25 protein-coding genes are annotated in these 23,996 nt (G+C 66.2%); 2 read left to right on the top strand and 23 right to left on the bottom strand.

Annotated elements, in window-relative coordinates; genetic code table 11:
* Positions 1-76: 76 nt before the first annotated feature.
* The 16 genes from HOP53_RS01420 to HOP53_RS01345 all read right to left on the bottom strand — a co-directional run bounded on the left by HOP53_RS01420 (position 77) and on the right by HOP53_RS01345 (position 14,124).
* Positions 77-916, bottom strand: a complete 840-nt coding sequence (locus HOP53_RS01420) for a sulfurtransferase (protein ID WP_234268355.1) — start codon at positions 914-916, stop codon at positions 77-79.
* Positions 917-955: 39 nt separating this feature from the next.
* Complete coding sequence (locus tag HOP53_RS01415; protein ID WP_234268354.1) at positions 956-3,163, bottom strand: ATP-dependent helicase; 2,208 nt, start codon at positions 3,161-3,163, stop codon at positions 956-958.
* The gene (locus tag HOP53_RS01410; RefSeq protein WP_234268353.1) at positions 3,160-3,717 is read right to left on the bottom strand and encodes a DUF1285 domain-containing protein; all 558 of its coding nucleotides are present in this window, start codon (positions 3,715-3,717) and stop codon (positions 3,160-3,162) included. The genes HOP53_RS01415 and HOP53_RS01410 overlap by 4 nt, the downstream gene beginning before the upstream one ends.
* A gap of 34 nt (positions 3,718-3,751) precedes the next feature.
* Entirely contained in the window at positions 3,752-4,597 is an 846-nt protein-coding gene (locus HOP53_RS01405) for a TatD family hydrolase (protein WP_234268352.1), read from the bottom strand.
* A gap of 114 nt (positions 4,598-4,711) precedes the next feature.
* On the bottom strand, positions 4,712-5,047 hold the full coding sequence (locus HOP53_RS01400; RefSeq protein WP_234268351.1) for a PilZ domain-containing protein: 336 nt from the start codon (positions 5,045-5,047) through the stop codon (positions 4,712-4,714).
* A 22-nt stretch (positions 5,048-5,069) separates the two neighbouring features.
* Complete coding sequence (locus tag HOP53_RS01395) at positions 5,070-6,068, bottom strand: DNA polymerase III subunit delta' (protein ID WP_010627962.1); 999 nt, start codon at positions 6,066-6,068, stop codon at positions 5,070-5,072.
* Positions 6,059-6,712, bottom strand: a complete 654-nt coding sequence (gene tmk / locus HOP53_RS01390; protein ID WP_234268350.1) for a dTMP kinase — start codon at positions 6,710-6,712, stop codon at positions 6,059-6,061. Before tmk ends, HOP53_RS01395 begins: the two co-directional genes overlap by 10 nt.
* 53 nt (positions 6,713-6,765) lie before the next feature.
* A complete protein-coding gene (gene mltG / locus HOP53_RS01385) occupies positions 6,766-7,770 on the bottom strand; it encodes an endolytic transglycosylase MltG (protein WP_234268349.1) in 1,005 nt (334 codons plus the stop codon).
* Positions 7,771-7,896: 126 nt separating this feature from the next.
* Positions 7,897-8,718 carry an aminodeoxychorismate lyase gene (gene pabC, locus HOP53_RS01380; RefSeq protein WP_234268347.1) on the bottom strand — a complete coding sequence of 274 codons (822 nt, stop codon included), beginning with the start codon at positions 8,716-8,718 and terminating at the stop codon, positions 7,897-7,899.
* Between the two features lie 24 nt (positions 8,719-8,742).
* Positions 8,743-9,984 (bottom strand): beta-ketoacyl-ACP synthase II, encoded by a 1,242-nt coding sequence (gene fabF, locus HOP53_RS01375; protein ID WP_422677599.1) that lies wholly within the window; start codon positions 9,982-9,984, stop codon positions 8,743-8,745.
* Between the two features lie 188 nt (positions 9,985-10,172).
* Complete coding sequence (acpP, locus tag HOP53_RS01370) at positions 10,173-10,406, bottom strand: acyl carrier protein (RefSeq protein ID WP_008956801.1); 234 nt, start codon at positions 10,404-10,406, stop codon at positions 10,173-10,175.
* Positions 10,407-10,528: 122 nt separating this feature from the next.
* Positions 10,529-11,272, bottom strand: a complete 744-nt coding sequence (gene fabG, locus HOP53_RS01365; RefSeq protein ID WP_234268341.1) for a 3-oxoacyl-ACP reductase FabG — start codon at positions 11,270-11,272, stop codon at positions 10,529-10,531.
* 95 nt (positions 11,273-11,367) lie between these two features.
* Positions 11,368-12,321 carry an ACP S-malonyltransferase gene (gene fabD, locus HOP53_RS01360; RefSeq protein ID WP_234268340.1) on the bottom strand — a complete coding sequence of 318 codons (954 nt, stop codon included), beginning with the start codon at positions 12,319-12,321 and terminating at the stop codon, positions 11,368-11,370.
* Between the two features lie 25 nt (positions 12,322-12,346).
* Positions 12,347-13,360 (bottom strand): phosphate acyltransferase PlsX, encoded by a 1,014-nt coding sequence (plsX, locus tag HOP53_RS01355; RefSeq protein ID WP_234268339.1) that lies wholly within the window; start codon positions 13,358-13,360, stop codon positions 12,347-12,349.
* A gap of 34 nt (positions 13,361-13,394) precedes the next feature.
* Positions 13,395-13,565 (bottom strand): 50S ribosomal protein L32, encoded by a 171-nt coding sequence (gene rpmF / locus HOP53_RS01350; protein WP_010627954.1) that lies wholly within the window; start codon positions 13,563-13,565, stop codon positions 13,395-13,397.
* Between the two features lie 31 nt (positions 13,566-13,596).
* On the bottom strand, positions 13,597-14,124 hold the full coding sequence (locus HOP53_RS01345) for a YceD family protein (protein ID WP_234268338.1): 528 nt from the start codon (positions 14,122-14,124) through the stop codon (positions 13,597-13,599).
* Between the two features lie 117 nt (positions 14,125-14,241).
* Between HOP53_RS01345 and HOP53_RS01340 the strand changes: the two genes are divergently transcribed.
* Positions 14,242-14,838, top strand: a complete 597-nt coding sequence (locus HOP53_RS01340) for a Maf family protein (RefSeq protein ID WP_234268337.1) — start codon at positions 14,242-14,244, stop codon at positions 14,836-14,838.
* On the opposite strand, the gene sppA is transcribed toward HOP53_RS01340, so the two are convergent.
* The 3 genes from sppA to HOP53_RS01325 are packed head-to-tail and all read right to left on the bottom strand — an operon-like array spanning position 14,823 to position 17,581.
* Positions 14,823-15,926 (bottom strand): signal peptide peptidase SppA, encoded by a 1,104-nt coding sequence (sppA, locus tag HOP53_RS01335; protein ID WP_234268336.1) that lies wholly within the window; start codon positions 15,924-15,926, stop codon positions 14,823-14,825. The genes HOP53_RS01340 and sppA overlap by 16 nt on opposite strands.
* A gap of 19 nt (positions 15,927-15,945) precedes the next feature.
* A complete protein-coding gene (locus tag HOP53_RS01330) occupies positions 15,946-16,599 on the bottom strand; it encodes an HAD family hydrolase (RefSeq protein WP_234268331.1) in 654 nt (217 codons plus the stop codon).
* A gap of 34 nt (positions 16,600-16,633) precedes the next feature.
* The gene (locus tag HOP53_RS01325) at positions 16,634-17,581 is read right to left on the bottom strand and encodes an RluA family pseudouridine synthase (protein WP_234268329.1); all 948 of its coding nucleotides are present in this window, start codon (positions 17,579-17,581) and stop codon (positions 16,634-16,636) included.
* Between the two features lie 578 nt (positions 17,582-18,159).
* Between HOP53_RS01325 and rne the strand changes: the two genes are divergently transcribed.
* Positions 18,160-21,420 carry a ribonuclease E gene (gene rne, locus HOP53_RS01320; RefSeq protein WP_234268327.1) on the top strand — a complete coding sequence of 1,087 codons (3,261 nt, stop codon included), beginning with the start codon at positions 18,160-18,162 and terminating at the stop codon, positions 21,418-21,420.
* A gap of 79 nt (positions 21,421-21,499) precedes the next feature.
* Here rne and murB read toward each other — a convergent pair whose 3' ends face one another.
* Genes murB through HOP53_RS01300 form a run of 4 tightly spaced genes read right to left on the bottom strand, consistent with a single transcriptional unit; the run spans position 21,500 to position 23,976 of the window.
* Entirely contained in the window at positions 21,500-22,507 is a 1,008-nt protein-coding gene (gene murB, locus HOP53_RS01315) for a UDP-N-acetylmuramate dehydrogenase (protein WP_234268325.1), read from the bottom strand.
* The gene (locus HOP53_RS01310) at positions 22,504-22,983 is read right to left on the bottom strand and encodes a low molecular weight protein-tyrosine-phosphatase (RefSeq protein WP_234268323.1); all 480 of its coding nucleotides are present in this window, start codon (positions 22,981-22,983) and stop codon (positions 22,504-22,506) included. Before HOP53_RS01310 ends, murB begins: the two co-directional genes overlap by 4 nt.
* Positions 22,984-22,993: 10 nt before the next feature.
* Positions 22,994-23,770, bottom strand: a complete 777-nt coding sequence (gene kdsB, locus HOP53_RS01305; RefSeq protein ID WP_234268321.1) for a 3-deoxy-manno-octulosonate cytidylyltransferase — start codon at positions 23,768-23,770, stop codon at positions 22,994-22,996.
* Positions 23,767-23,976, bottom strand: coding sequence for a Trm112 family protein (locus tag HOP53_RS01300; RefSeq protein ID WP_234268320.1), 210 nt, complete (start codon positions 23,974-23,976; stop codon positions 23,767-23,769). Before HOP53_RS01300 ends, kdsB begins: the two co-directional genes overlap by 4 nt.
* Between the last annotated feature and the right edge of the window lie 20 nt (positions 23,977-23,996).

Raw genomic sequence — 23,996 nt, 5'->3', positions numbered from 1 at the left:
TTTCTGTGTCAGCTTTCCATTCTGTGTCATCTCCATTGAACCAGCGGCTGACGGCACATGCCAGCCGCCGGGGGATTCAAGCGTTCCCTCTCCCTGAGCGGGCCACCGGCCGGGACGGATCACGAACCCACTCGCTCCAGGAGCCTGCGTAGAGTCGCGGCAGGGCACGTCCGGCGACAGCATAGGCAAGGATATTGTGGCAGGCCGTGACCCCGGAGCCGCAATAGGCCACGATGGCCGCCTCGGCCCGCGGCAGCTCGGCCTCCAGCGCCTCGGGCGCCTTGAAGCGGCCGGTGTCGGCGAGATTGGCGGCACTGGGACGGCACACCGCTCCCGGAATGTGTCCGGCGACCGGATCGATGGGCTCTGCCTCGCCGCGATAACGCTCCTCGCTGCGGGCATCCACCTTGAGCTCGCGCCCCGAGAACACCTCGTCGGCGGCGATACGCGCGCCGTCATTGAAGGTTGGCTGCCACAGGCTCGGCTCGGGCAGCGGCTCCTGGCGAAGCACCAGCTCACCGCCCGCCTCCTGCCAGGCCTTCAGCCCACCGTCGAGCACACGCACGTCGGGGTGTCCGGCCCAGATGGCCAGCATCCACCATGCCCGCGCCGCCGCCAGCTGACCGCCCATGTCGTCGAGCACCACGATGGGGCGCTGCGGGGTCACACCCAGGCGGCGCAGGGTGGCGGCAAAGTCATCGGCAGACGGCAAGGGGTGGCGCCCCCCGGCACCGGGCTCGGCCGCCAGATCGCGATCGAGATCGAGATGCAGGCTACCCGGCACGTGGCCTGCCTCCCACAGGCGGCGACCGGCTTCGAGATCCCCCAGCCTTGCGCGACAATCGAATACCTGCGGCGCTCCTTCCTTTTCCAGCGCTTGCGCCAGCTCGGTGGCGGCGATGAGTACCTGTTTCATGCATGTTCTCCTTGGCCCAGCTAGCGCTCCCTGGGCCAACTAGGAAGTAGCGGTCTCGGCGGCCAATATCTCGATGGGAGCGCGACACGCCAGCAGCCGACGCCGGCCGGCCTGAATGAAGTTTACCTCGATTACCGGATCGTCGGGATTGCCCTCCACGACCACGACCTCGCCCTCACCGAACACCGCGTGACGCAGCCGCAGCCCGGGGCGATAACGCTGAACGGCATAGTCTGCGGTGGGCTCGGCCAACGTTGGTGCGCGCGGCACCAGCTCAATCCCTCCGCAGCCCAGGGCAGCGAGATAGCGCGACACCAGAGCGGGCGACGTCACGCTGAGCGGCGACGACGCTTCTTGCTCGGCCGACAGCCGGGCGGCGACCTGCCGGCACTCCTGCCACTGCGTCTCGCCGATGAAACGGCTGGGGCGATGATCGCCACTATCGTGCAGCAGCAACAGCTGCTCCCGCGCCCGGGTCACGGCCACGTAGAACAGCCGCCGCTCCTCTTCCAGCCGCTCCGCCGACAGGGGGTTGTCGCGACTGTAGTGAGGAAAGTCCTCCTCGTTGACGCCGGCCACCACGACCAGCGGCCACTCGAGCCCCTTGGCGCCGTGCACGGTGGTGATCAGGATGCCGTCGTCGCGATTCTCGACCGGCCGCTCGAGCAGTTCGATGAAGGCTTCTATATCCGAAGTCTCCCCCGCCTGCTCCACCAGTACGTCGAGCAGGCGCACATCCTCTTCGCCCTTCTCACGCCTTGCGGCGGCCCGCTTGAGCACTTTTTCGGCATCCAGCGCATCGACCACATGCGCCAGCAGACGGGCGGGATGCCAGGCACCGCGACGAGGAAGCTCGCACAGCAGCGTCCAGCGCCGCTTCAGGTTGCGGCGCTGCATCGGCTTGAGTCCGGCCAGCAAGGGGTCGTCCCGCCCGGGGTACTGCTGCGTATGGGCCAGGCGCTGAGCCAGAGCCGCCAGGCGTTCGCGGGCAACGAAGGGGGTCGGCTGCTCCAGCAGGCGCAACAGGTGGCCCGGATCGTGCAGCAGCGCCGGCATTTGCGAGAGACGAAGATAGCCCGCCAGCGCCTGCACCAGTGGCAGACGGAAGACGAAGCGATCCTCGCGGGCCAGGCGGAACGGAATGCCGGCCTGCAGCAGCTGCAGTTGCACGGGCACCGACAGCGCCCAGCTGCGCACCAGCAGGCATGCCTCGCTCAGCGCCCTGCCGCCCTGCCGCCAACGCTTCAGGGTCGCCAACAGCGCTGCCTTGCCCTGCTCGACGGCAATCTCGGTGATCGGATTACCGGGGGCGGCCAGGCACAGCTGATCGGGCCGTCGCCGGTTGGCGGCAATGGCATGGTTGGCCAGCAGCGCCAGCGAGTGGCCATGACGGAAGGTGGTCGAGAGCGGATAGTCGGCCGCCGCGCCGAAGGTGGCGCTGAAGTGCTCGCGCATGGTGTCGGGATGCGCGCCACGCCATTCGTAGATGCACTGGTTGGCATCGCCCACGGCCATGACGTCTGCGCTGCGCCCCGCCAGCAGGGCCAACAGGCGCAACTGGGCCTGATCGATGTCCTGATACTCGTCGACGATCGCCTGGTCGAGATAGCCCTCCACCCTTCCGACCAGGGCGGAGTCGGTTTCCAGCGCCCGCAGCGGACGGTAGAGCAGGTCGGAGTAGGTCATCAGGCCATGCTCGGCGAGCAGCGCCTCGAGGCGCTCGAACGCCGCGGCGAAGTGCTCGCAGCCCTCTTCGAGATCGAGCCGCTCGAGCAGCGTGGCTGCGGGCAGCATCTCGGCCTTCACCAGGCTGCAGAAGTGCGCCAGCGCCTCGAGGGTATCGCCCTCGAGAGCCATGTCGCGCCGCTCACCATCCTCCAGCACCTCCAGGGTCGCTTGCCGCAGCAGACGCTCCACCTGCCAGTCGGCGGAAATCAATCGGCGCGGGGCCAGCGCGCCCCAGCGGGTCAGGCTCTGGGTCAGGCGATGGCCGAGGGAGTGGAAGGTGCGTACGTCGGGCAGCCGCTGCCCGGCGGGTGCCATCTCGATCAGCCTGCGCTGGAAGTCCTCGCGGGCCGAGCGGTTGAACATCAGCACCAGGATGCGCTGCGCCGGAACGCCCCGCGCCAGCAGGTGCAGTACGCGAGCGACCAGCGTCGTCGTCTTGCCGGCACCCGCCACCGCCGACACCCTGGCGTGTCCGGCACCGTGTTCGACGACGGCACGCTGCTCCGCGGTCAACCTCACGAGGCCTCGGCGGGCAGTTCGCCCAGTGGCTGCCAGCTACCGGCACTGGTCAGGCCGAGCTCGACGGTGCCGTCGCTTCTGGGGCGCTGTTCGGCAGCTTCCACCAGACGGTAATAGACGTTGCGCCCAAGGCGCGCCGCGAGCCCGAAGCGCACCGGCACTTCGGGCACCTGGGCGCCCTCGGGAGTAGCGCTGAGCCGCAGCCGATGCGCTTCGTCCAACCGCAGGCGATCGCCGGCATGAGTGGTCAGCCACCAGCAGCCCGCGGTCTCGTCGTAGTCGGCATCCACCACCACGAAGGGGCGGTCGACCACGCGAATGCGCTGCTTCTCCACCGGCGTGACCAGGTAGTATTCGCCGTCTTCCTCACGCCGAAGCAGCGTCGAGAGCAGTCGCACCAGGCGCGGCCGCGTCATTTCACTGCCTTCATGGAACCAGCGTCCGTCGGCGGCGATCTCCAGGTCCATTTCGCCTGCCTGCCCCGGCTGCCAGCGGTCCAGCGGGGGAATGGCGCCATCGGGCTCGACGTGATTGAGCAGTGGGTCCAGGTTCATACGCCCCCCTTCGACATGAAGCTCCCTCTTCCTGCTACACCAGGCCGGCTCGGGCCAGGATATCGCGCGTCTCGTCGCTGGGCTCGGGCGCCGCACCGCGGAACAGGCGGTAGAAGTTGGCCGTGGTCTGCATGGCGACCTCCTCGACGCTGATACCCCGCTCCTCGGCAATGCATGCGGCGACCTCCACCACCCAGGCCGGCTCATTGGGCTTGCCGCGATACGGCACCGGCGCCAGGTAAGGGCTGTCGGTCTCGATCAGCAGTCGGTCCAGCGGCACCCGGCGCGCCACTTCACGCAGCGATTCGGCGTTGCGGAAGGTGACGATACCCGACAGCGAGATGTAGAAGCCGTGGCGCACCGCCACCCGCGCCATCTCGAGATCCTCGGTGAAGCAGTGCAGCACCCCGCCGATGGCCGGATCGCTGTGCTCGCGTATCAGCTCCAGCGTCTCCTCGCGGGCGTCGCGGGTATGCACGATCACCGGCAGTTCGAGTTCGGTGGCGGCCACCAGCTGACGCCGGAAGCGCTCGCGCTGCACTTCCCGCGACGGCACCCGCTCCGGGGTCTTGTCGAGATAATGATAGTCCAGACCGCACTCGCCGATGGCCACCGCGCCGAAGTGCTCCGCGGCCTCCTTGATGGTATCGATCTCCGGCTCACGCTCCAGTAGATGCAGCGGATGCACGCCGGCGGAGATCGCCACGTCGTCGTGCTCGCGGGCAATCGCGGCGAGGGTCGGCAGGTCATCCAGCGTGACGGCAACGGCGAGGAACTGGCCTACGTCACGGGCCCGAGCGGCGGCCAAGGCGTCGGCAAGGTTGCCGCTGTGGGTAGTGGGGTCGAGGCGGTCCAGATGACAGTGGGAATCGACGAACATGCAGTGTAAAACTCATCCAGTGAATGACAGGCGCGATTGGCTATGGCGCCAGATGTAGCGCTTGCGGTGAGCTCAGGCGGCAGTCGGACTTGACCGTCGAGTCCGACGGTTCTGCTAAAGCGTATAGCTCGACGAACCCTTGTCCAATTGCCCGGCCAGCAGCGTCTCGATACGGTCGCGCACGACTTGATCCTCGGGGCTGAAGTGGATGCCGATGCCCGGCACCCGCCGCCCCGCCACGCCGTCGGGCGACACCCACACGACCTGGCCAGTCACCGGCACCCGCTCGCTTTCGCCGGGCAGGGTCAGCAGCAGGTAGACTTCCTGGCCCAGTTCGTAGCGCTCACGGGTCGGAATGAAGATGCCGCCCCGCTCGAGCAGCGGCATGTAGGCGGAGAGCAGGGTCTGCTCGTCCTGAATGGTCAGCGACAGGGCCTTCTGCGGTGCCATGAGTCTCTCCCGTTGACCTGCTTTACGAGCGCAGCAGGGTCGACCAGCGTACCAGCCAGGCCTCGAGGACCAGCTGAGGATTGGGATTGCCGCCCGCCGCTAATAATCGGCGCTGCTCCCGGGCGAAGTCCAGCAACCGGAACCAGTCCTGCACCCGGGCATTCTTGACCGCCTGACGGTAGAGCGGAAGGAGATCGGGATTGCGCACTGTCGCCGACTCCCCCGACAGACCCAGCCGAATCAAGTCTTCGAGCCAGGCAATACCGTACCATAGTATCGATTCCAGCGACTGACGGTCGAGACGGGCGGCCTCCGCCACCGGCTCGGCGCCGCGCACCAGGGCATCGAAGGTTTCGTGCAGCTGCTTGCGCAGCGCGCGGGAGTCGGGGGTGGCCAGCTCGGCGGCGAGCAGCGGCAAGCCGCCCGCCACCTGGAGCCAGAATTCGGCTTCATCACGCCCCCCCAGCGACTTGGCCAGCCACTCGATGCTCTGCTCGTGCTCGGGCAGCGGCAGGCTCCAGTGCTGACAGCGGGAACGAATGGTGGCGAGCATGCGCGAGGGCACATCGGCCAGCAGCAGGAACTGGGTGCGCGCGCCCGGCTCCTCCAGGCTCTTGAGCAGCGCATTGGCCGCCGCCACGTTCATCGCCTCCGCCGGTGAGAGCACGATCACCCGGTGGCCGCCCTGCTGGGCCGTCTGGGAGACGAAGGCGTTGACCTCACGGATCGGATCGATACGGATCTGCCGCTTGCCCTCCTCCGGTGAAACGCGCAGCAGATCGGGATGATAGCCGGCAGCCAGCATATGACACCCATGACACTGGCCGCAGGCCGTCTCGCCCGGCGAGGCACACAGCAGGTAGCCGAGCAGCGCCTCGGCGAAGCGCTGTTTGCCGACACCGCGAGGCCCCGAGAGCAGCATGGCGTGGGGCAGCCGCCCACTGCGATGCAGCGCGAGGAACTGCTGCCACAGCGGAGCATGCCAGGGCAGCAGCGATGTCGCCGGGTCGCTCACAGCCATGCGCTCACTCTCGATTCCAGGCAGGCCGAGAGACGCGCCTGCACGGTGGCGAGGGGCGCATCGGCATCGATCACTGCCATGCGCTGGGGTGCCGCGGCGGCCCGCGCCAGGTAGGCTTGGCGTACGGCCTCGAAGAACGAGGCCTGCTCCTGTTCGAAGCGATCGCGAGTGTCGCCGCTGGCCGTCAGACGCCCTTGCAGGCGCCGCTGCGCAGCGGCGACTGGCATGTCGAGCAGCAGGGTCAGATCGGGCTCGAGGCCACGCTGGACGAAGCGCTCCAGCTCGGCGATACGATCCGGCTCGATGCCACGTCCGCCGCCCTGATAGGCAAAGGTGGCATCGGTGAAGCGGTCACAAAGCACCCAGGCACCGCGCTCGAGCGCAGGGCGAATGCGCTGGGCCAGGTGCTGGGCGCGGGCGGCGAACACCAGCAGCAGTTCGGCATCGGCATCGAGAGGTTCGTCGGCCTGCGGCGAGAGCAGCAGCTCCCGCATGGCCTCGGCCCGTGGCGTACCGCCCGGCTCGCGAGTGCGCACGACCTCGACGCCACGGGCCGTCAGCCACTGGGCCACCCATTCGAGGTTGGTCGACTTGCCGACGCCCTCGCCGCCCTCCAGGGTGATGAAACGTCCACGCTGTCGCATTGGGGGCTCCTGTGCCGCCTGCCGCGCTCCGCCCTGCATACCGCAATCGCTGCTCAGCGGTTACGGATATAGCGGTTCACGGCATTGTTGTGTTCACGCAGCGTACGCGAAAAGTGGTGGGTGCCATCGCCACGCGAAACGAAGTAGTAGGTGTCGCCGGGCAGCGGGTCGACGGCGGCCTCCAGCGAAGCACGGCCGGGCATGGCGATGGGCGTCGGCGGCAGCCCATTGATCACGTAGGTGTTGTAGGGCGTGGCTTCCTGCAGGTCCGCACGGGTGATGCGGCCCTCATAGCGCTCGCCCATGCCGTAGATCACCGTGGGATCGGTCTGCAGCCGCATGCCGGTTTGCATACGCCGCTTGAATACGCCGGCGATCTCGCGACGCTCCTCGGGGGCACCGGTTTCACGCTCGATCAGCGAGGCCATGATCAGTGCCTCGTAGGGCGACTCGATGGTCAGGTCGTCGCTGCGCCCATCCCATACCTCCTCCAGCACCTGCTCCATGCGCGCAAGCGCCTGGCGCAGGATATCGAGATCGCTCATGCCCTTGTGGTAGCGGTAGGTATCGGGGAAGAACCAGCCCTCGGGGTGGCGCCCCTCGCGTTCCAGCAGCGCCATGACCTCCTCGTCGCTGAGGCCCTGGGTGAGGTTCTCGAGCTTGGGAGCGGCATCGAGGCGAGTACGCATCTGACGGAAGGTCCACCCTTCCGGGACCGTCAGCGGATAGGTCACGACCCTGTCGCTGCCGAGCAGCTCGATCAGCTCGCGTCCGCTCATGCCCGGTTCGAGCAGGTACTCGCCGCTGCGCAGCCGCGGGATCGCCTCCGGCTCGAAACGGGTCAACAGACGAAATGCCCATTCGTCCTCGATCACGCCACGCGCCGCCAGGTCCGTCACTACGCGGTTGTAGCCCGCACCTCGCGGCACTTCATAGAGCGTGTCCTCTTCCACCGCAATGGGTGCCTCGAGACGGCTTTCCCAATAGCGATAGCCGGCAAAGAGACCTACGGCCGCCACCACCAGCAGAATCAGCAAAAACTTCAGCAAACGCAGCATGCGCCTTCCTCACTACCTACCGTCTTGTATTCCTATCTCGATACGCAGACCTCGAGATGCAGGCCTCGATACACGTAATGGGGCCTGGGCGCGGCATGAACCTCTGCACTTGCCGGCTCGTCCCGATCAGTCCGCGGAAGCGGTGGGATAGCCCAGCAGTGCATGGGCCTCGCCCTGCAACCCTCGATGAGCGTCACCGAGAAGCCATTGCCGCAGCGGATTGCCATCGGCGTCGTCCAACCGCGCCACCGGCCACAGCCCCTGAACCGAATTGCCGAGCCATACAGCTTCGGCATCGTTCAACGCTTGCGGCCCCGTAGCGACTTCCTGGATGGGGAGAGCCTCCATCAGGGCCGCGCGCAGCGTTCCCGCCACACCACAGGCATTCAATTGCGGCGTTTCCAGTCGCCCCTGGCGCAACCAGAACAGGTTCATGCTGGTAGCCTCGACCAGTTGGCCCTGGCTGTCGCAGAGCAGCCCCTCGGCAACGTCGGCATCGTCCCACTCGCGGCGAGCCATCACGTTCTCGAGCCGGTTGAGATGCTTGATTCCGGCAAGCAGCGGCTGCATGCCCAACTGCAGCCGACAGTGGCGAACCCTCACGCCATCCCACCAGCGTCGTGGCTGGGGCGTGAAATCGGCGGCCTGCCACAGCAGCCGCGGCTCGGGCGCAGCGGGCGTCTGGTAGCCACGTCCGCCCCCGCCTCGGGTCACGATCAGCTTGAGTACCTTCAGTCCCGGCCCGGTCTGGGCCGGCAACATGTCGAGCGTGCCGGACGCAGGCATGGGAATGCCGAGCCGGCGACAGCCCTCGGCCAGCCGCTGCATGTGTTGCGGCCACAGCAGCGGCATCCCGTCCCTCACCAGCACCGTCTCGAACACCCCGTCGCCATAGGCGAGGCCGCGGTCGTCGATCGGCACCCATGCCTCTGCTTGCGGCCGGGTCATGTCACTCGCTCAAGACGCCCCGGCTCAGCGCAGCCGAGAGAAGACCAGAGTGCCGTTGGTGCCACCGAAGCCGAACGAATTCGACAGCGCCACATCGATCTTCCGCTCGCGTGCCGTATGCGGCACGTAATCCAGGTCGCAGCCTTCCTGGGGATTGTCCAGGTTGATCGTCGGTGGCGCCACCTGATCGCGGATAGCCAGGATGCAGAATACCGCCTCGACGGCACCGGCCGCGCCCAGCAAATGACCGATCATCGACTTGGTGGAACTCACCGCGACACCGTCGGCCGCCGCCCCCATCACTTTACGGATGGCACGACTCTCGGCCAGATCTCCTGCCGGGGTCGAGGTGCCATGAGCATTGATGTAGTCGACCGCCGAGGGGTCGATACCGGCGTCGCGGATGGCGTTGCGCATGGAGAGCGCTGCCCCGCTGCCATCCTCCGGCGGTGCCGTCATGTGGAAGGCGTCGTCGCTCATGCCGAAGCCGGTGAGCTCGGCGTAGATGCGGGCGCCACGCGCCTTGGCATGCTCGTACTCCTCGAGCACCAGGATGCCGGCCCCGTCGGAGAGCACGAAGCCATCGCGATCGCGATCCCAGGGACGGCTGGCGGCCTGCGGGTCGTCATTGCGGGTCGACAGCGCACGAGCCGCGGAGAACCCGCCCAGACCCAGCGGGGTGGTGGCCATCTCGGCGCCGCCACAGATCATCACGTCGGCATCGCCATAGGCAATGGTGCGCGCGCTGTAGCCGATATTGTGGGTGCCGGTGGTACAGGCCGTGGTGATGGCGATGTTCGGCCCCTTGAAGCCATGCTGGATGGCCAGGTTGCCTGAAATCATGTTGATGATCGAGCCGGGCACGAAAAACGGCGAAACGCGACGCGCCCCACCCTTGTTCAGCGCATTGTGGTTCTGCTCGATCATCGGCAGACCGCCGATGCCGGAACCAATGGCCACGCCGATACGCTCGGCGTTCTCCTCGGAGCACACGAGGCCGGCATCGCTGATGGCCTGAGCGCCCGCCGCCACCCCGTACTGGATGAACAGGTCCATCTTGCGCGCATCCTTGGGATTCAGGTAGGGGCTGATGTCGAAGTTCTTGACCGAGCCACCGAAGCGGGTATTGAAGCTGCTGGCATCGAAATGCTCGATGGGGGCGATGCCGCTCTTGCCGGCCAGGATGTTTGCCCAGCTCTCCTTGACCGTATTGCCCACCGGCGTGACCAGCCCCAGCCCGGTCACCACAACTCTACGAGCCATCAGTATTCCTCCCAGACAACCTTGATGACACGACCCTTCCGCAGGTCGTCTTTGCGCGCATTATACCGGACATGCTCCCTGCTTGGGCAGCGCGGCCTTTACGTAAAGCAAAAAGCCGCCCTGGGACTCAGGACGGCTTTCCAGGGCCTTGCAACGGCCCAACACCTCAGCAAGCGGCGACTAGCTCACCCTTACTGATGGGCGTTGACGTAATCGATGGCTTCCTGAACGGTGGTGATCTTCTCGGCTTCCTCATCGGGAATTTCGGTATCGAATTCCTCTTCGAGCGCCATGACCAGCTCTACGGTATCCAGGGAATCAGCGCCAAGGTCCTCGGTGAAGGAGGAGCTGTTCTGGATATCCTCTTCCTTGACGTTCAGGCGCTCGGCCACAACCTTCTTCACGCGCTCTTCGATGGTGCTCATTTTATACGTACTCCAGTCGTTCAAGTTAGCCGTTCAGATGACCAGCCATTGGTCCGCAAACTCAAGCTGCGGGTAGTTTATAGACCCCCCCTTGTCGGCGCAACCGCCGACAGGCAGGAGCTTCAACGCATGTTCATGCCGCCGTTGACCTGCAGCGTTTCACCGGTAATGTAGCCGGCGCCTTCGCTGGTCAGAAAGCCGACGGCAGCGGCAATTTCCTCGGGCTCGCCCAGGCGGGCCAAAGGAATCTGCGTCATCAACGCTTGATGTTGCTCTTCGGGCAGGGCGCTCGTCATGTCGGTGGCAATGAAGCCCGGCGCCACCGCATTGACGGTGATCGCCCGCGACGCCACTTCCCGCGCCAGCGCACGGGTGAACCCCTCCATGCCCGCCTTGGCGGCAGCATAGTTGGTCTGACCGAGATTGCCCATGGTCGCCACCACCGAGCTGATGCTGACGATACGGCCGAAACGAGCCTTGGTCATGCCGCGCAGGCACGCCTTGGTGACGCGATAGACCGACTTGAGGTTGGTATCGAGAACCGAGTCCCACTCCTCTTCCTTCATCCGCATCAGCAGATTGTCGCGGGTGATGCCGGCATTGTTGATCAGGATGGTGGGCGCACCGAACTCCTCGGTAATCGCCTTCACCAGCGCATCGACACTGGCCTGGTCGGTGACGTCCAGGGCTTTGCCGGCACCTTCGATACCGTGGGCGCGCAGATCCTCGTCGATCTTGGCAGCGCCGGACTCGGTGGTAGCCGTTCCGATCACCACGCGCCCCTGACGGCCGAGTTCATGGGCGATGGCGCGACCGATGCCACGGCTGGCGCCGGTCACCAGGGCGATTCTGCGTTCGCTGGTCATAACCTGTTCCCGCTCCGAATGCTGATGGGTCCTGGGGCTCCTGCCCCTGCTTGTCATTCAGGCCGCTTCTTCGCCGGCCTTCGGTTCGCGCAGCCTTACTGCCCGAGCGTCTCGCGTGCCAGGCCGAGTGCCGCTTCGAGGCTGTCGGGATCATTCACCGCCAGGCCCTTGCTGCTCTTGGCGATGCGCTTGCCCAGCCCGGTGAGCACCTTGCCCGGACCGCACTCGATGAAGACCTCGGCGCCCCCCGCCACCATCGCCTCGACGCAGGACGTCCAGCGCACCGGCTGATAGAGCTGCTCGACAAGACGCGTGCGCAGGGTCTCGACATCGGCATGCGCCTGGGCGTCGACGTTTTGATAGACGGTGTAGCGCGGCGCACGCATGTCGAGCTCGGCCATGGCCGCCTTGAGACGTTCCGCCGCCGGGCGCATCAGATCGCAGTGCGAAGGCACGGAAACCGGCAGCGGCATGGCACGCTTGGCGCCCGCCTCCTGACACAGGACAATGGCGCGTTCGACGGCCGCCTTGTTACCGGCGATCACCACCTGCCCCGGGGAATTGTAGTTCACCGCCGACACCACCTCATTTTGCGCCGCTTCGGCACAGGCGGTTTCAACGATGGCATCGTCGAGGCCGAGAATGGCGGCCATCGCCCCCCGCCCGGCCGGCACTGCCTCCTGCATCGCTTCACCACGCAGGCGCACCAGGCGCACACCGTCGGCGAAGCTCATCACACCGGCGCAGACCATGGCGCTGTATTCACCCAGGCTGTGGCCGGCCATGGCACCAGGACGAGGCCCCTCCAGCTCCTGCCAGACACGCCAGATGGCAACGCTGGCCGTCAGCAGTGCAGGCTGGGTGCATGCCGTGGCATTGAGCGCCTCATCCGGCCCCTCCTGGACCACCTTCCACAAGTCATAGCCCAGCGCGTCGGCGGCCTCCTCGAAGGTCGTCCGCACCACGCTGTAGCGCTCGGCCAGCTCCCGCAGCATGCCTACCTGCTGGGAGCCTTGCCCGGGAAAGACGAGGGCAAGGGGTTGAGTCATGTCGTTCACCATTTGTTGATTGCTGTCAGTTGCGACCGCCCAACTCGTGAGCGAGTCGGGCGGGCAGGTCTCGACTGACCTCCTGCGCGGCCCGCAGCACAGCATAGGAAAAGCCGGTGGCATCGGCACTGCCATGGCTCTTGATCACAATGCCATCCAGGCCCAGCAGGCTGGCGCCATTGTAACGCACCGGATCCAGCTCACTCTTCAGCCGACGCAACGCCGGCCTCGCCAGCATTCCGACCAGGCGACTGCTCCAGTGCGAGTCGAAGGTCGCCTGTACTCGTTCGATCAGCATGCGCGCCAGGCCTTCGCTGGCCTTGAGCACCGCATTGCCGACGAAACCATCGCATACCACCACATCGGCCGAGCCGGCGAAGATACCGTCGCCCTCGACAAAGCCGATATAGTTCAACGCACCGACTTCGGCCAGCAGGGCATCCGCTTCGCGTACCGCGTTGCTGCCCTTGGTCCCCTCGCTGCCGACATTGAGCAGCGCCACGCGCGGGGCGGCGATACCATCCACGTGACGAGCCATCACTTCGCCCATACGTGCGAAGTCCACCAGCCGCTGCGCAGAGACGTCGACGTTGGCTCCCAGGTCCAGCAGATAGCAGCGCCCATCGCCGCGAGTGGGTATGGCAGTGCAGATGGCCGGACGCGGAATGTCCGCCACGGTACCCAGCTCGCGCCTGGCCAGCGCCATCAGCGCCCCGGTGTTACCGGCACTGACACCGGCAACGGCGCCCTGAGTGGCCACGTGCTTAAGCATCATCGCCATGCTCGTATCGCCGCCGCGCCGAAGCGCGTCGGTGGGACGCTGGTCCTGTCGAATCAGGCTCGGTGCATGATGAACGGACAGATGCGAACCGGCCGCGGCAAGGTGCCGCGGCAGGTTCTCGAGCTCGTCTGACAGTCGATCGCCCGGTCCGAACAGATCGGCGTGCAAACCAGGCCTTGCCAGAACGGCAGCCGCCGCCCCTTGTACGGCAGCGGCAGGACCTGCATCTCCGCCCATCGTATCGATGGCAATCCGCACGGTCAGGTGCCGATGGTCATCGAGGCGGATCGACTTAGACGTCGACGACCTTGCGACCGCGGTAGAAACCGTCGGGGGAGACGTGGTGACGCAGGTGAGTGGTGCCGGTTTCCTTGTCCTGAGACAGGGTCGGCGCGCTCAGGGCGTCATGGCTACGACGCATGCCGCGCTTGGAACGAGTCTTACGATTCTGTTGAACTGCCATGGGTGTCACTCCGAAGTGAGACGATAAACAATCAGGATTTGTCCTTGAGGCGGCGCAGCACCTCGAAAGGACTCGCGGGAGCAGGCTCGTTCTCCACGAACTCCTCGCCGCTGCTCAGCTGGTCGCGCGAGACACGGCAATGCGCCTCGTCGTGGTAAACCACCTGGGGCAAGCTGAGGATCAATTCATCCTCCACCACCTCCAGCAGGTTCAGCTGTTCGTTTTCCACCAGCACCGGCTCGTGGGTGCTCGGCAGCTCCGCCGCCAACGCATCGCTCGAGACCATTCCCAGCAGGAATTCGCTCTCGACGCGCTGAGCCAGCGGCTCGAGGCAGCGCCGACAGGGCAGCTGCAGCTCGGCCTCGAGACGGCCGCGAATCTCACGGCGCCCCTGGGCATCGATGCCGAAGTCGAGCCACACCTGGCAGTCGCCCGTCTGCTCGCCCACCTGGGCGGCAAGACGCTCGAACTGGTCGAGCGCCATCAGCCCCGAGAGGCTTTCGGCACGTGCGGCGAGCCGGTAGGGCTCGACCTTGTTGGGAAGTCGTGAGGTCAACATAGGCGCGCAATGATAGGCACTCCCCATGCCCCTGTCAAAGACGCCATGTCAGCAAGTTACAATACCTCTCTCTGCGAACTCGCCAACGGCTCGCATCACCCAGCACAGGAGCACACCATGCCACGCCTCGTTCTCGCCTCAGGCTCCCCCTGGCGCCGCCAACTCCTTGACCGCCTGGGCCTGCCCTACGCCTGGCTCAGCCCCGATATCGACGAAACACCACGTCCCGGCGAAACGCCGCAAGCACTAGTGCACCGCCTGGCTCTGGCCAAGGCTAGCCGAGTGGCCGAGCAGTATCCTGACCACCTCATCATCGGCTCTGATCAGGTCGCCGTGTTCGGCGCCGAGATTCTCGGCAAGCCTGGCGACGAAGCCACGGCGTGCGCTCAGCTCGCACGCTTTTCCGGTCAGCGGGTCACCTTTCTCACCGGTCTGGCCCTGGTCGACACTCGCCGGGTGAGCCACCGGGTCTGTCACGAGCGCTACGACGTGGTGTTCAGGTGCCTTAGCGATGACGAGATCGCTCGCTACGTGGAGCGCGAGCGACCGCTGGACAGCGCCGGCAGCTTTCGCATGGAGGGGCTGGGCATCGCCCTGTTCGAAAAACTCGAGGGCAACGACCCCAACACCCTCATTGGCCTGCCGTTGATTCGCCTGTGCGCCCTGCTGCGCGAAGCGGGCCTGGACCCGCTGGGCGATCAGGGCAGTTGGTAGCGCACCGGCGAACGACTGGAGGGCACGCCCATCCACTCGGCGGCGACCCGGCCGAACTGTCGGGTCAGCCGCTCGAAGGGGTCCAGACGCGGCGTGTAGTCGTGCAGGCGCACCTCGCCGAACAGCTCGCGACTCAGAGCGTCCAGGCTGCCGATTCCATCGACGAGACCCAGCTCATACGCCTGCTGACCGCTCCAGATCAGACCGCTGAAGATCCGCTCGTCCTCCACCAGGCGATCGCCTCGACCCTGCCGCACCGCCTCGATGAACTGACCATGGGTGGTATCCATCACCGTCTGCCAGAACTCGCGCTCCTCCGGCCGCACCGGCGAGAACGGATCGAGGAAGCCCTTGTTCTCGCCGCTGACGTAGATACGCCGCTCGATCCCGAGATTGTCGATCGCCTCCTCGAAACCGAAGCTGGCGAAGATGACACCGATCGACCCCACCAGACTTGCCGGCGCGGCGATGATCTCATCGGCCGCCGCCGCCATGTAGTAGGCGCCGCTAGCGCCGACGTCCTCGATTACCGCGATGATAGGTTTGCCGCCCTCTTCGCGCAGCCGCATGATCTCCTGGTAGACACGCTGGGACTGCACCGGACTGCCTCCCGGGCTGTCGATGTGCAGCACCACTGCGGCGGCATTGTCGGCATCCCAGGCACGGTTGAGCCCTTCGATGATGCGCTCGGCGCTCGCCGGGGATTCACCATCGATCACCCCGCGCACGGTCACCACGCCCAGATGCTGTCGCTCGGGCTCCCGGGTGCCAGCACCGAACAGGCTGTAGAAGCTGGTCGCCAGTGAGGCCAGGATCAACGCGGCGAAGAAGAAGCGAAAGAACAGTTTCCAGCGCCGCGAACGACGCTGCTCCGTCAGCACACCGCCGATCCAGCGGTCAAGCATCTCTTGCTGCGCCAGACGCTGCCGCTCACGCAGCACCTCGGCACTCTCGGGTGGCGGCGCCGGCTTCTCGCTCTTGGCCTGACGCACCTCGCGTGCCTGCTCGGGGGTCAGCTGCGGCCCTTCGGTCCAGCGATCTTCCCGCTCCGGGCGCTTGTCGTCGTCATGCCGCTTGTCGTCGCTCATTGACTCGTCTTCCTTTTCATCACTCGCGATTCAGCCAGTCGAACAGCTCGCCTACCGTCCCGGCAGTATAGACAGGGCGACTCGCCGCCAATCGTCCCGGCTCATGCACCCCCCAGGTGACGGCGACCCGATCCATGCCCAGGGCGCGCGCCATCTCCAGGTCGTACTCGGTGTCCCCCACCATCACGGCCTCCTCCACGGGCGTACCCAGCTCCACCAGCAGCTCCTCGAGCATTTGCGGGTGTGGCTTGGAGCGGGTCTCGTCCGCCGTGCGACTGGCGTGGAACCAACGGCCGCTGTCGCTTTCGCGAAAGACCCGATCGAGCCCTCGCCGGCTCTTGCCGGTGGCCACGGCCAGCCGCCGTTCTTGCCGCTCGCGCAGCGCGGCTATGCCGGATTCGACGCCGTCAAAGAAGGTCATCGGTGTACCATCGGCCTCGACGAAATAGTGCACGTAACGGCTACGCAGAAGCTGGAAGCGCTCGGCATCGATCCCCGGGCACAGGCGATCGATGGCCTCGGGAAGCCCCAGGCCGATGATATCGCGTACCGCCGCCGCCTCGAGGTGGCCCCAACCGGCATCGCGGGCCGCCGCCTGCATGCTGGAAACGATTCGGGCAGCGGAATCCATCAGGGTTCCGTCCCAGTCGAAGATCACCAGTCGGTAGCGCATGACAACTCCGCTTCAGATATCGATGAGGACGTGCTCAACGGGACTCGCGAGCGCGGGACAGCACGGCCTCGAGCTCTTCGGGCAGGGGCGCACGAATCTGCACCGGCCGTCCGCTGCTGGGCTCGGGGAAGGTCAGCGACTCGGCATGCAAAAACAGACGCGACAGGCCCAACTGCCGCGCCAGCGCCTCACCATCACGCGAGCCGTACTTGTCGTCACCCAGCAGCGGGAAGCCTGCATGCGCGGCATGCACGCGAATCTGATGAGTACGCCCGGTGACCGGCTCGGCTTCGATCAGGGTCGCCCTGGGAAACGTCTCTCGCACGGCGAAGCGGGTGCGCGCGACCTTGCCCGCCGCATCCACCCGTACCCGGCGCTCGCCGTTGCCGGCATCGTAGCGATCGAGCCGGGCGCTGACGAACTCACGCCGGGAGGGCCAACGCCCCGCCACCAGCGCCAGGTAGCGCTTGTCCATCTTGTGACCCTTGAGCGCCTCGTTGAGCGCCAGCAGCGCCGGCCGCGACTTGGCTAGCAGCAGGCAGCCGGAGGTGTCGCGATCGAGGCGGTGCACCAGCTCGAGAAAGTCGAGATCCTCGCGCACCTGACGCAGGGCCTCGATCAGACCGATCTTGACGCCACTGCCGCCGTGCACGGGAAGACCGGCCGGCTTGTTGAGCACCAGCCAGCCCGGCCCTTCCACCAGCACGCTGCCGGCCAGCAGGTTGCGCAGGCCCTCGCTGACCTGCTTGACCGCCTCGCGCGGGGCCAGCCTCAGCGGCGGGATGCGTACCACATCACCCGGCTGCAGGCGGTAGTCGGCCTTGACCCGCTTCTTGTTGACCCGCACCTCGCCCTTGCGCACGATGCGGTATACCAAGGTTCGCGGCACGCCTTTCAGGCGCGTTATCAGAAAGTTGTCGACCCGCTGGCCCGACTGCCCTTCGCCCACTTCCACCCACTGTACGTCGCGACCTTCGGTCATGACACTCCTGCTGAAAATCCGTTGTGAGCCAGCATTCTAACGTACTCGGCGATGCGCTGCGCCAATTGCTGCGAATTGCCATTACTGCTATATTGCCAGCTCGCTCGGATGGATCCCTTCGGTCCCATGGCGCCTGCACGACAGACACGCAGGCCGGAGCGACGAAATCGGGCCGCGACGACCCTTTATTCGGGTCCCGCCGCCGACGAGTGATAGACGCATGAATTTGCAGTACTAGAAGACAAGTAATGACGCCACGCCCGGATCCCAGCTCGCATCAGTCACAGGCGAGCGGTGGCCACGGGAATCGTTCAACATCGTGCCGGTGGCCGGCGTTGGCGAATCGATGAATGCCAGGTGTCTGGCGGTGACCGCAGGGCCGGATGGGAGTAGCCCCACCGAGACATGTCCTGCCTCCGCCGCGTACTCAACATGATCATCTCGTGCTGGGCCCCTTTACGGGTGCCGGTACGATCGGGCGCCACTGTGCATCCGCGACATGCGCTGAGCACAAGCACGCAGCACCCAGAGGTTCGCCTTCTTCGATGCCCCCCGGCGCGTCCAGATTGCGAGACAACATGAAACGGATGCTCATCAATGCAACCCAGCCGGAAGAGCTGCGTGTTGCGCTGGTCGATGGACAACGCCTGTACGACCTGGACATCGAATCCGGTGCCCGGGAGCAAAAGAAAGCCAACATCTACCGCGGCAAGATCACCCGCGTAGAACCCTCTCTCGAAGCCGCCTTCGTCGACTTTGGCGCCGATCGCCACGGCTTCCTCCCTCTCAAGGAAATCTCCCGCGAATACTTCCTGAAGGATACTTCGGGGCGCCCCAGCATCAAGGAAGTTCTCAAGGAAGGTCAGGAAGTCATCGTCCAGGTCGACAAGGAGGAACGCGGCAACAAGGGCGCGGCGCTGACCACCTTCATCAGCCTGGCCGGCCGTTTTCTCGTTCTGATGCCCAACAATCCCCGCGCCGGCGGCATTTCGCGTCGCATCGAAGGCGACGAGCGCACCCAGCTCAAGGAGGCCATGGGCCAGCTCACCGTGCCGGAAAAGATGGGCGTGATCGTGCGCACCGCCGGCATCGGCCGCAGCTCCGAGGAGCTGCAGTGGGACCTCGACTACCTGGTCCAGGTGTGGGAGTCGATCACCGAGGAGGCCGGCAAACGCCCCGCTCCCTTCCTGATCTATCGCGAGTCGAACGTCATCATCCGCGCCATGCGCGACTACCTGCGCCAGGACATCGGCGAGGTGCTGATCGACAGCCCCGAAGTGCATCAGGAGGCGCTGACCTTCATCCGCCAGGTCATGCCTTCCTATCAGCAGAAGATCAAGCTCTACGCCGATGAGGTTCCGCTGTTCTCGCGCTTCCAGATTGAATCGCAGATCGAGACCGCCTACGAACGTGAAGTGAAGCTGCCCTCCGGCGGCTCCATCGTCATCGACCATACCGAAGCGCTGGTCTCCATCGACATCAACTCGGCGCGCGCCACCCGTGGCAGCGACATCGAAGAAACCGCGCTGCAGACCAACCTGGAAGCAGCCGACGAGATCGCCCGTCAGCTGCGCCTGCGCGACATCGGCGGCCTGGTGGTCATCGACTTCATCGACATGAGCCCGGCGCGCAACCAGCGCGAGGTCGAGAATCGCATGCGCGACGCGCTCAAGCTCGATCGCGCTCGGGTGCAGATCGGACGCATCTCGCGCTTCGGCCTGATGGAGATGTCACGCCAGCGCCTGCGGCCGTCACTGGGCGAAACCAGCGGCGTGGTCTGCCCGCGCTGCAACGGCCAGGGCACCATTCGCGACGTGCGCTCGCTGTCGCTCTCGATCATGCGCCTGATCGAGGAAGAGGCGATGAAGGAGCGCAGCGCCCAGATTCGCGCCATTCTGCCGGTACCTGTCGCCACCTACCTGCTCAACGAGAAGCGCGCCGTCCTCTCGGACATCGAGAAACGTCAGGGCGTCCGGGTGCTGGTACTGCCCAACCCCGATATGGACACCCCGCACTACGACGTGCAGCGTCTGCGCGACGACCATGTCGAAGAGGAAGGCGAGCAGGACAAGTCCAGCTTCGAGCTGTCCGTCGAGACAGACATCGGCAAGGAGCCGGACATGAGCATCGCCAAGCCGATTGCCCGCTCCGAGGCAGCCGTCAAGACGGTGATCCACAACGAGCCGGCGCCGGCCTCGCTGCAACAGGAACCGGCTGCGAAACCATCTGCCGCTCCTGCCGCCGCACCTGCTGCTGCGCCCGCTGCCGGTGTGCTCGGCCGCCTGCTCAAGGGTGTCAGCAAGCTGCTCGGCGGTGCCGAAAGCGATACTGCCACGACGACGGAGTCGCGCAAGCCGACGCCTCCCCCGCCGCCACCCGCCCGCAGTGGCGATGACGAGCGTGGCGAGCGCAACGGCCGTCAGCGTCGCCGTTCACGCAGCGAAGGCCAGGAGGAGCCTCGCGGCCAGCGCGGGCAATCCCGCCAGCAAGCTGGCGGTGGTGAGAGCGCCCGCGCCGAAGGCCGCCAGGACGCTCGCCAGGACAGCGCTACCGGCCGCGGTGAAGGTCGCGGCGAAGGCCGTGGCGGACGCGGCCGCGGTCAGGCGCGCAGCGACAAGCCGCAGACCGACGAAGCACGCCAAGGCAAGCCGCGTGGCCGTGACGACGCCTCCCGCAGGCAGAAGGCGGAACCCCAGGAGAAGCCGGTCGAGCAGGCTGCAGAGCCGGTCGACGACGGCAAGCCCAAGCGCACGCGCAACAACCCGCGCAACCGCTCGCGCCAGCACGCCATCAATCCTCAGGCCGAAGCCGAGCAGAAGCGTCTGCAGGCCGAGGCGCCCGAGCAGAAGGATGAAGCCGGTGCGGAGCAGGCCAAGGCGGATGCGCCCAAACCGGCGGAGAAGCCCACCGAGGCGGTGAAGGCCCAGGCACCTGAAGCCAAATCTCCTGACACCCAGGAGCAGAACGCCCAGGCGCCCAAGGCGGATGCTCCCAAGCCGAGCGAGCAGCCGACGGAGAAACCCGCCGAGGCGGTGAAGGCCCAGGCCCCTGAAGCCAAGGCACCTGAAGCCAAATCTCCTGACACCCAGGAGCAGAACGCTCAGGCGCCCAAGGCAGAAGCGCCCAAGCCAAGCGAGCAGCCGGCGGAGAAACCCGTCGAGGCGGTGAAGGCCCAGGCATCTGAAGCCAAAGCAGCTGAAGCCAAAGCACCTGAAACCCAGGCGCCCAAGGCAGAAGCCCCCAAGGCGGATGCGCCCAAGCCGAGCGACCAGCCGGCGGAGAAGCCCGCCGAGGCGGTGAAGGCCCCAGCACCTGAAGCCAAAGCACCTGAACCCAAAGCACCGGGCGCCCAGGAACAGAAAGCCCAGGCGCCCAAGTCAGAAGCACCCAAGGCGGATGCGCCCAAGCCGAGCGACCAGCCGGCGGAGAAGCCCGCCGAGGCGGTGAAGGCCCCAGCACCTGAAGCCAAAGCACCTGAAGCCAAAGCACCTGAAGCCCAGGAGCCGAAGCCGGAAGCCAAGCCAGAAAGCAAGCCTGAGCAGGCCAAGGCCGAGACGCCCAAGCCGGTGGAGAAACCTGCCGAGCCGGTGAAGGCCCCAGCACCTGAAGCCAAAGCACCTGAGGCCAAAGCCCCTGAAGCCAAAGCCCCTGAGGCCCAGGAGCTGAAGCCGGAAGCGAAGCCGGAGCAGGCCAAAGCCGAGGAGCCAAAAACAGACGCTCCTCAGCAGGCCGAAAGCGAGCAGCCTCAGGCCGCTCAGCGCCGCCGTCGCCGCGCCCACAACGACCCGCGTGAGATTCGTAAGCGCGAGCAAGAGGGGCAGAAAGGCAACCAGGGCTGAACGGCCCACACCGCAATGAAATGGCCCGCGCAACTGCGCGGGCCATTTTCGTTGGTCATCGACTCGGTACGAACAGGGCTCAGGCCAACCGGGGCTCCCGCTCCAGCACCACGCCAAAACGCTCTCGAACCCGTTCGGCCACCGCGTCGGCGAAGGCCAACAGCTCTGCGGCATCACCGCCGCCGAAGTGCACCAGCACCAGGGCCTGACGCTCGTGCACCCCGAAGTGCCCGCTTTGCCACCCCTTGAGGCCGCAGCGATCGATTAGCCAGCCGGCAGCCAGCTTCACCCGTCCATCGGCCAGTTTGAAGCGCGGCATGTCGGGCCATGTCGCCAGCAAGCGCTCGGCCGCCTGTCGCTCCACGATGGGATTCTTGAAGAAACTGCCGGCATTGCCCAGCTCAGCCGGATCGGGAAGCTTCTCGCGGCGAATGGCGCATACCGCCTCGGCCACCTCGAGTGGAGTCGGCTCAGGGCCTACCCGCTGGGCCAGATCGCCGTAGGTCAGACGAGGCGCGGCCTCTCGGCCGAGCCGAAGCGTCATGCCGGTAATGACCACCCTGCCCTCGAGCTCGCCCTTGAAGATGCTGTCTCGGTAGCCGAAGGCGCACTCCTCGACGGTGAGCACGGCGCTGCGCCCATCATCCATGAACACCACCTGCACCGCCTCGACCAGCTCGCACAGCTCGACCCCGTAGGCACCGATGTTCTGGATCGGCGCGGCCCCGCAGTGGCCAGGTATCAAGGCCAGGTTTTCCGTGCCCCACAGGCCACGAGCCGCCAATGTCATGACCAGCGGATGCCACTCGACGCCGGCACCGACATGCAGCTGCACGGCACTACCCTGCCGCTCCAGCCACCAATGATTCAGCGCCGGCCGGAGCACCAGGCCACTCAGACGCTGCGGCAGGATCAGGTTGCTGCCGCCGCCAAGCAGGGTCACGGGCCAGCCCTGAGCGGCAGCCCGCTGCAGCAGCCCGCGCAGCTGACCGACCGTGTCCGGAGCGGCAAAACGCTCGGCCCGGCAGGGCAAGCCCAGCGTGTTGCTCCGCGTCAGATCATGATCGTGACGGACGATATCGTTCAAACCCGCTGCCCTTCGAGCCGACGGGCGATCTCCTCGAGCAGGCCGCGAGAGGCGGCTTCGACCAGATCCAGCACCTCTTCGAAGCCCTGCTCCCCACCGAAGTAGGGATCGGGCACCGGGCGATCGACGTAACCGGCGAAGTCGAGAAACAGTCCGATATGGGCGCCACACCCCTCGGGGCACTGCGCCCGAATGGCCACCAGGTTGTCGTGGTCCATCGCCAGCAGATAATCGAAGCGCGAGAAGTCCTCGGCCGCCAGCTGGCGCGCACGCAGCTCGCTCAGGTCGATGCCACGCTGACGCGCCGCCGCCGTAGTGCGCGGGTCGGGCCCCTTGCCCACGTGCCAGTGGGCAATGCCGCAGGAGTCGACTTCCACCCGGTGGGCCAACCCCGCCTTCTCCAGCTCGCGCCGGAACACGCCCTCGGCGGTGGGCGAGCGACAGATGTTGCCGAGGCAGACGAAAAGAACGCGCATGCTCTACTCCTTATCGGTTCTCGCTCAGCAGTGCCCTGACGCGCTCCAGATCCTCCGGCGTGTCGACGCCGGGCGGATTGGGCTCGGCGGCCAGCGCTACCTGGATGACATGCCCGTAGTGCAGCGCGCGCAGCTGCTCCAGTTGCTCCAGCCGTTCGAGCGCCGAAGGGGTCCAGTCGCGATAGGCCGCGAGGAAGCCGGCGCGATAGGCATAGATGCCGATATGGCGCAGCCAGGCATCGGTTTCGAGCCATTCGGGGCGCGCGGCAAAGGCCTCGCGGTCCCAGGGGATGGGGGCGCGGGAAAAATAGAGCGCCCGCCCGGAAAGTGAGCGTACCACCTTGACCACGTTGGGATTGAACAGCGACTCGACATCGGCGATGGGTTCGGCGAGGGTGGCAATGGATGCCTCGGCATCGTCATGCAGGCGCATGGCCACCTGATCGATCAGCCGCGGCGGAATCAGCGGCTCGTCTCCCTGTACGTTGACCAGCACGGCGTCGTCATCCAGCGCCAGCAGCTCGGCGACCTCGGCCAGCCGGTCGGTACCGGACGGATGATCGGCGCGGGTCATGACCACCTCGGCACCCAGCGGGGCCAGGGCGTCGCAAATACGCTCATCGTCGGTGGCGACGACGACTCGGCTGGCGGAGCTCGCCGCAGCCCGCCGCCATACATGGGCCACCATGGGCTCGCCGGCGATATCGAGCAGCGGCTTGCCTGGCAGACGCGATGAGCCGAAACGTGCCGGAACCACCGCAATGAAGGGTCGATCCTGCGCCATCATGCTTCCCCGGTGCGTCCGGGCGAAGCCGGCAGCTTCTCGTCTGCGTCCATCTGGCGCGCCTCTTCGGATAGCATCACCGGAATGCCGTCGCGGATCGGATAGGCCAGCCCATCGTAATGGCAGCGCAGTTCCTGAGCCTCGCGATCGTACTTGAGCTTGCCCTTGCACAGCGGGCAGACCAGCATGGCCAGCAGTTCCTTGTCCATCGTTTCACCTCTATCGTCCA

The sequence above is a fragment of the Billgrantia ethanolica genome (assembly GCF_021404305.1).
Classification (GTDB): Bacteria; Pseudomonadota; Gammaproteobacteria; order Pseudomonadales; family Halomonadaceae; genus Halomonas; species Halomonas ethanolica.
The sequence above is the reverse complement of the archived record's forward strand: the minus strand, read 5'-3'. Positions and strand labels throughout refer to the sequence as shown.

Bases quoted from the DNA above. Each gene is read 5' to 3' on its own strand.
- HOP53_RS01420 (WP_234268355.1), bottom strand. From the start codon at position 916: ATGAAACAGGTACTCATCGCCGCCACCGAGCTGGCGCAAGCGCTGGAA.
- HOP53_RS01410 (WP_234268353.1), bottom strand. From the start codon at position 3,717: ATGAACCTGGACCCACTGCTCAATCACGTCGAGCCCGATGGCGCCATT.
- HOP53_RS01405 (WP_234268352.1), bottom strand. From the start codon at position 4,597: ATGTTCGTCGATTCCCACTGTCATCTGGACCGCCTCGACCCCACTACC.
- HOP53_RS01400 (WP_234268351.1), bottom strand. From the start codon at position 5,047: ATGGCACCGCAGAAGGCCCTGTCGCTGACCATTCAGGACGAGCAGACC.
- HOP53_RS01395 (WP_010627962.1), bottom strand. From the start codon at position 6,068: ATGGCTGTGAGCGACCCGGCGACATCGCTGCTGCCCTGGCATGCTCCG.
- tmk (WP_234268350.1), bottom strand. From the start codon at position 6,712: ATGCGACAGCGTGGACGTTTCATCACCCTGGAGGGCGGCGAGGGCGTC.
- mltG (WP_234268349.1), bottom strand. From the start codon at position 7,770: ATGCTGCGTTTGCTGAAGTTTTTGCTGATTCTGCTGGTGGTGGCGGCC.
- pabC (WP_234268347.1), bottom strand. From the start codon at position 8,718: ATGACCCGGCCGCAAGCAGAGGCATGGGTGCCGATCGACGACCGCGGC.
- acpP (WP_008956801.1), bottom strand. From the start codon at position 10,406: ATGAGCACCATCGAAGAGCGCGTGAAGAAGGTTGTGGCCGAGCGCCTG.
- fabG (WP_234268341.1), bottom strand. From the start codon at position 11,272: ATGACCAGCGAACGCAGAATCGCCCTGGTGACCGGCGCCAGCCGTGGC.
- fabD (WP_234268340.1), bottom strand. From the start codon at position 12,321: ATGACTCAACCCCTTGCCCTCGTCTTTCCCGGGCAAGGCTCCCAGCAG.
- rpmF (WP_010627954.1), bottom strand. From the start codon at position 13,565: ATGGCAGTTCAACAGAATCGTAAGACTCGTTCCAAGCGCGGCATGCGT.
- HOP53_RS01345 (WP_234268338.1), bottom strand. From the start codon at position 14,124: ATGTTGACCTCACGACTTCCCAACAAGGTCGAGCCCTACCGGCTCGCC.
- HOP53_RS01340 (WP_234268337.1), top strand. From the start codon at position 14,242: ATGCCACGCCTCGTTCTCGCCTCAGGCTCCCCCTGGCGCCGCCAACTC.
- sppA (WP_234268336.1), bottom strand. From the start codon at position 15,926: ATGAGCGACGACAAGCGGCATGACGACGACAAGCGCCCGGAGCGGGAA.
- HOP53_RS01330 (WP_234268331.1), bottom strand. From the start codon at position 16,599: ATGCGCTACCGACTGGTGATCTTCGACTGGGACGGAACCCTGATGGAT.
- HOP53_RS01325 (WP_234268329.1), bottom strand. From the start codon at position 17,581: ATGACCGAAGGTCGCGACGTACAGTGGGTGGAAGTGGGCGAAGGGCAG.
- rne (WP_234268327.1), top strand. From the start codon at position 18,160: ATGAAACGGATGCTCATCAATGCAACCCAGCCGGAAGAGCTGCGTGTT.
- HOP53_RS01310 (WP_234268323.1), bottom strand. From the start codon at position 22,983: ATGCGCGTTCTTTTCGTCTGCCTCGGCAACATCTGTCGCTCGCCCACC.
- kdsB (WP_234268321.1), bottom strand. From the start codon at position 23,770: ATGATGGCGCAGGATCGACCCTTCATTGCGGTGGTTCCGGCACGTTTC.
- HOP53_RS01300 (WP_234268320.1), bottom strand. From the start codon at position 23,976: ATGGACAAGGAACTGCTGGCCATGCTGGTCTGCCCGCTGTGCAAGGGC.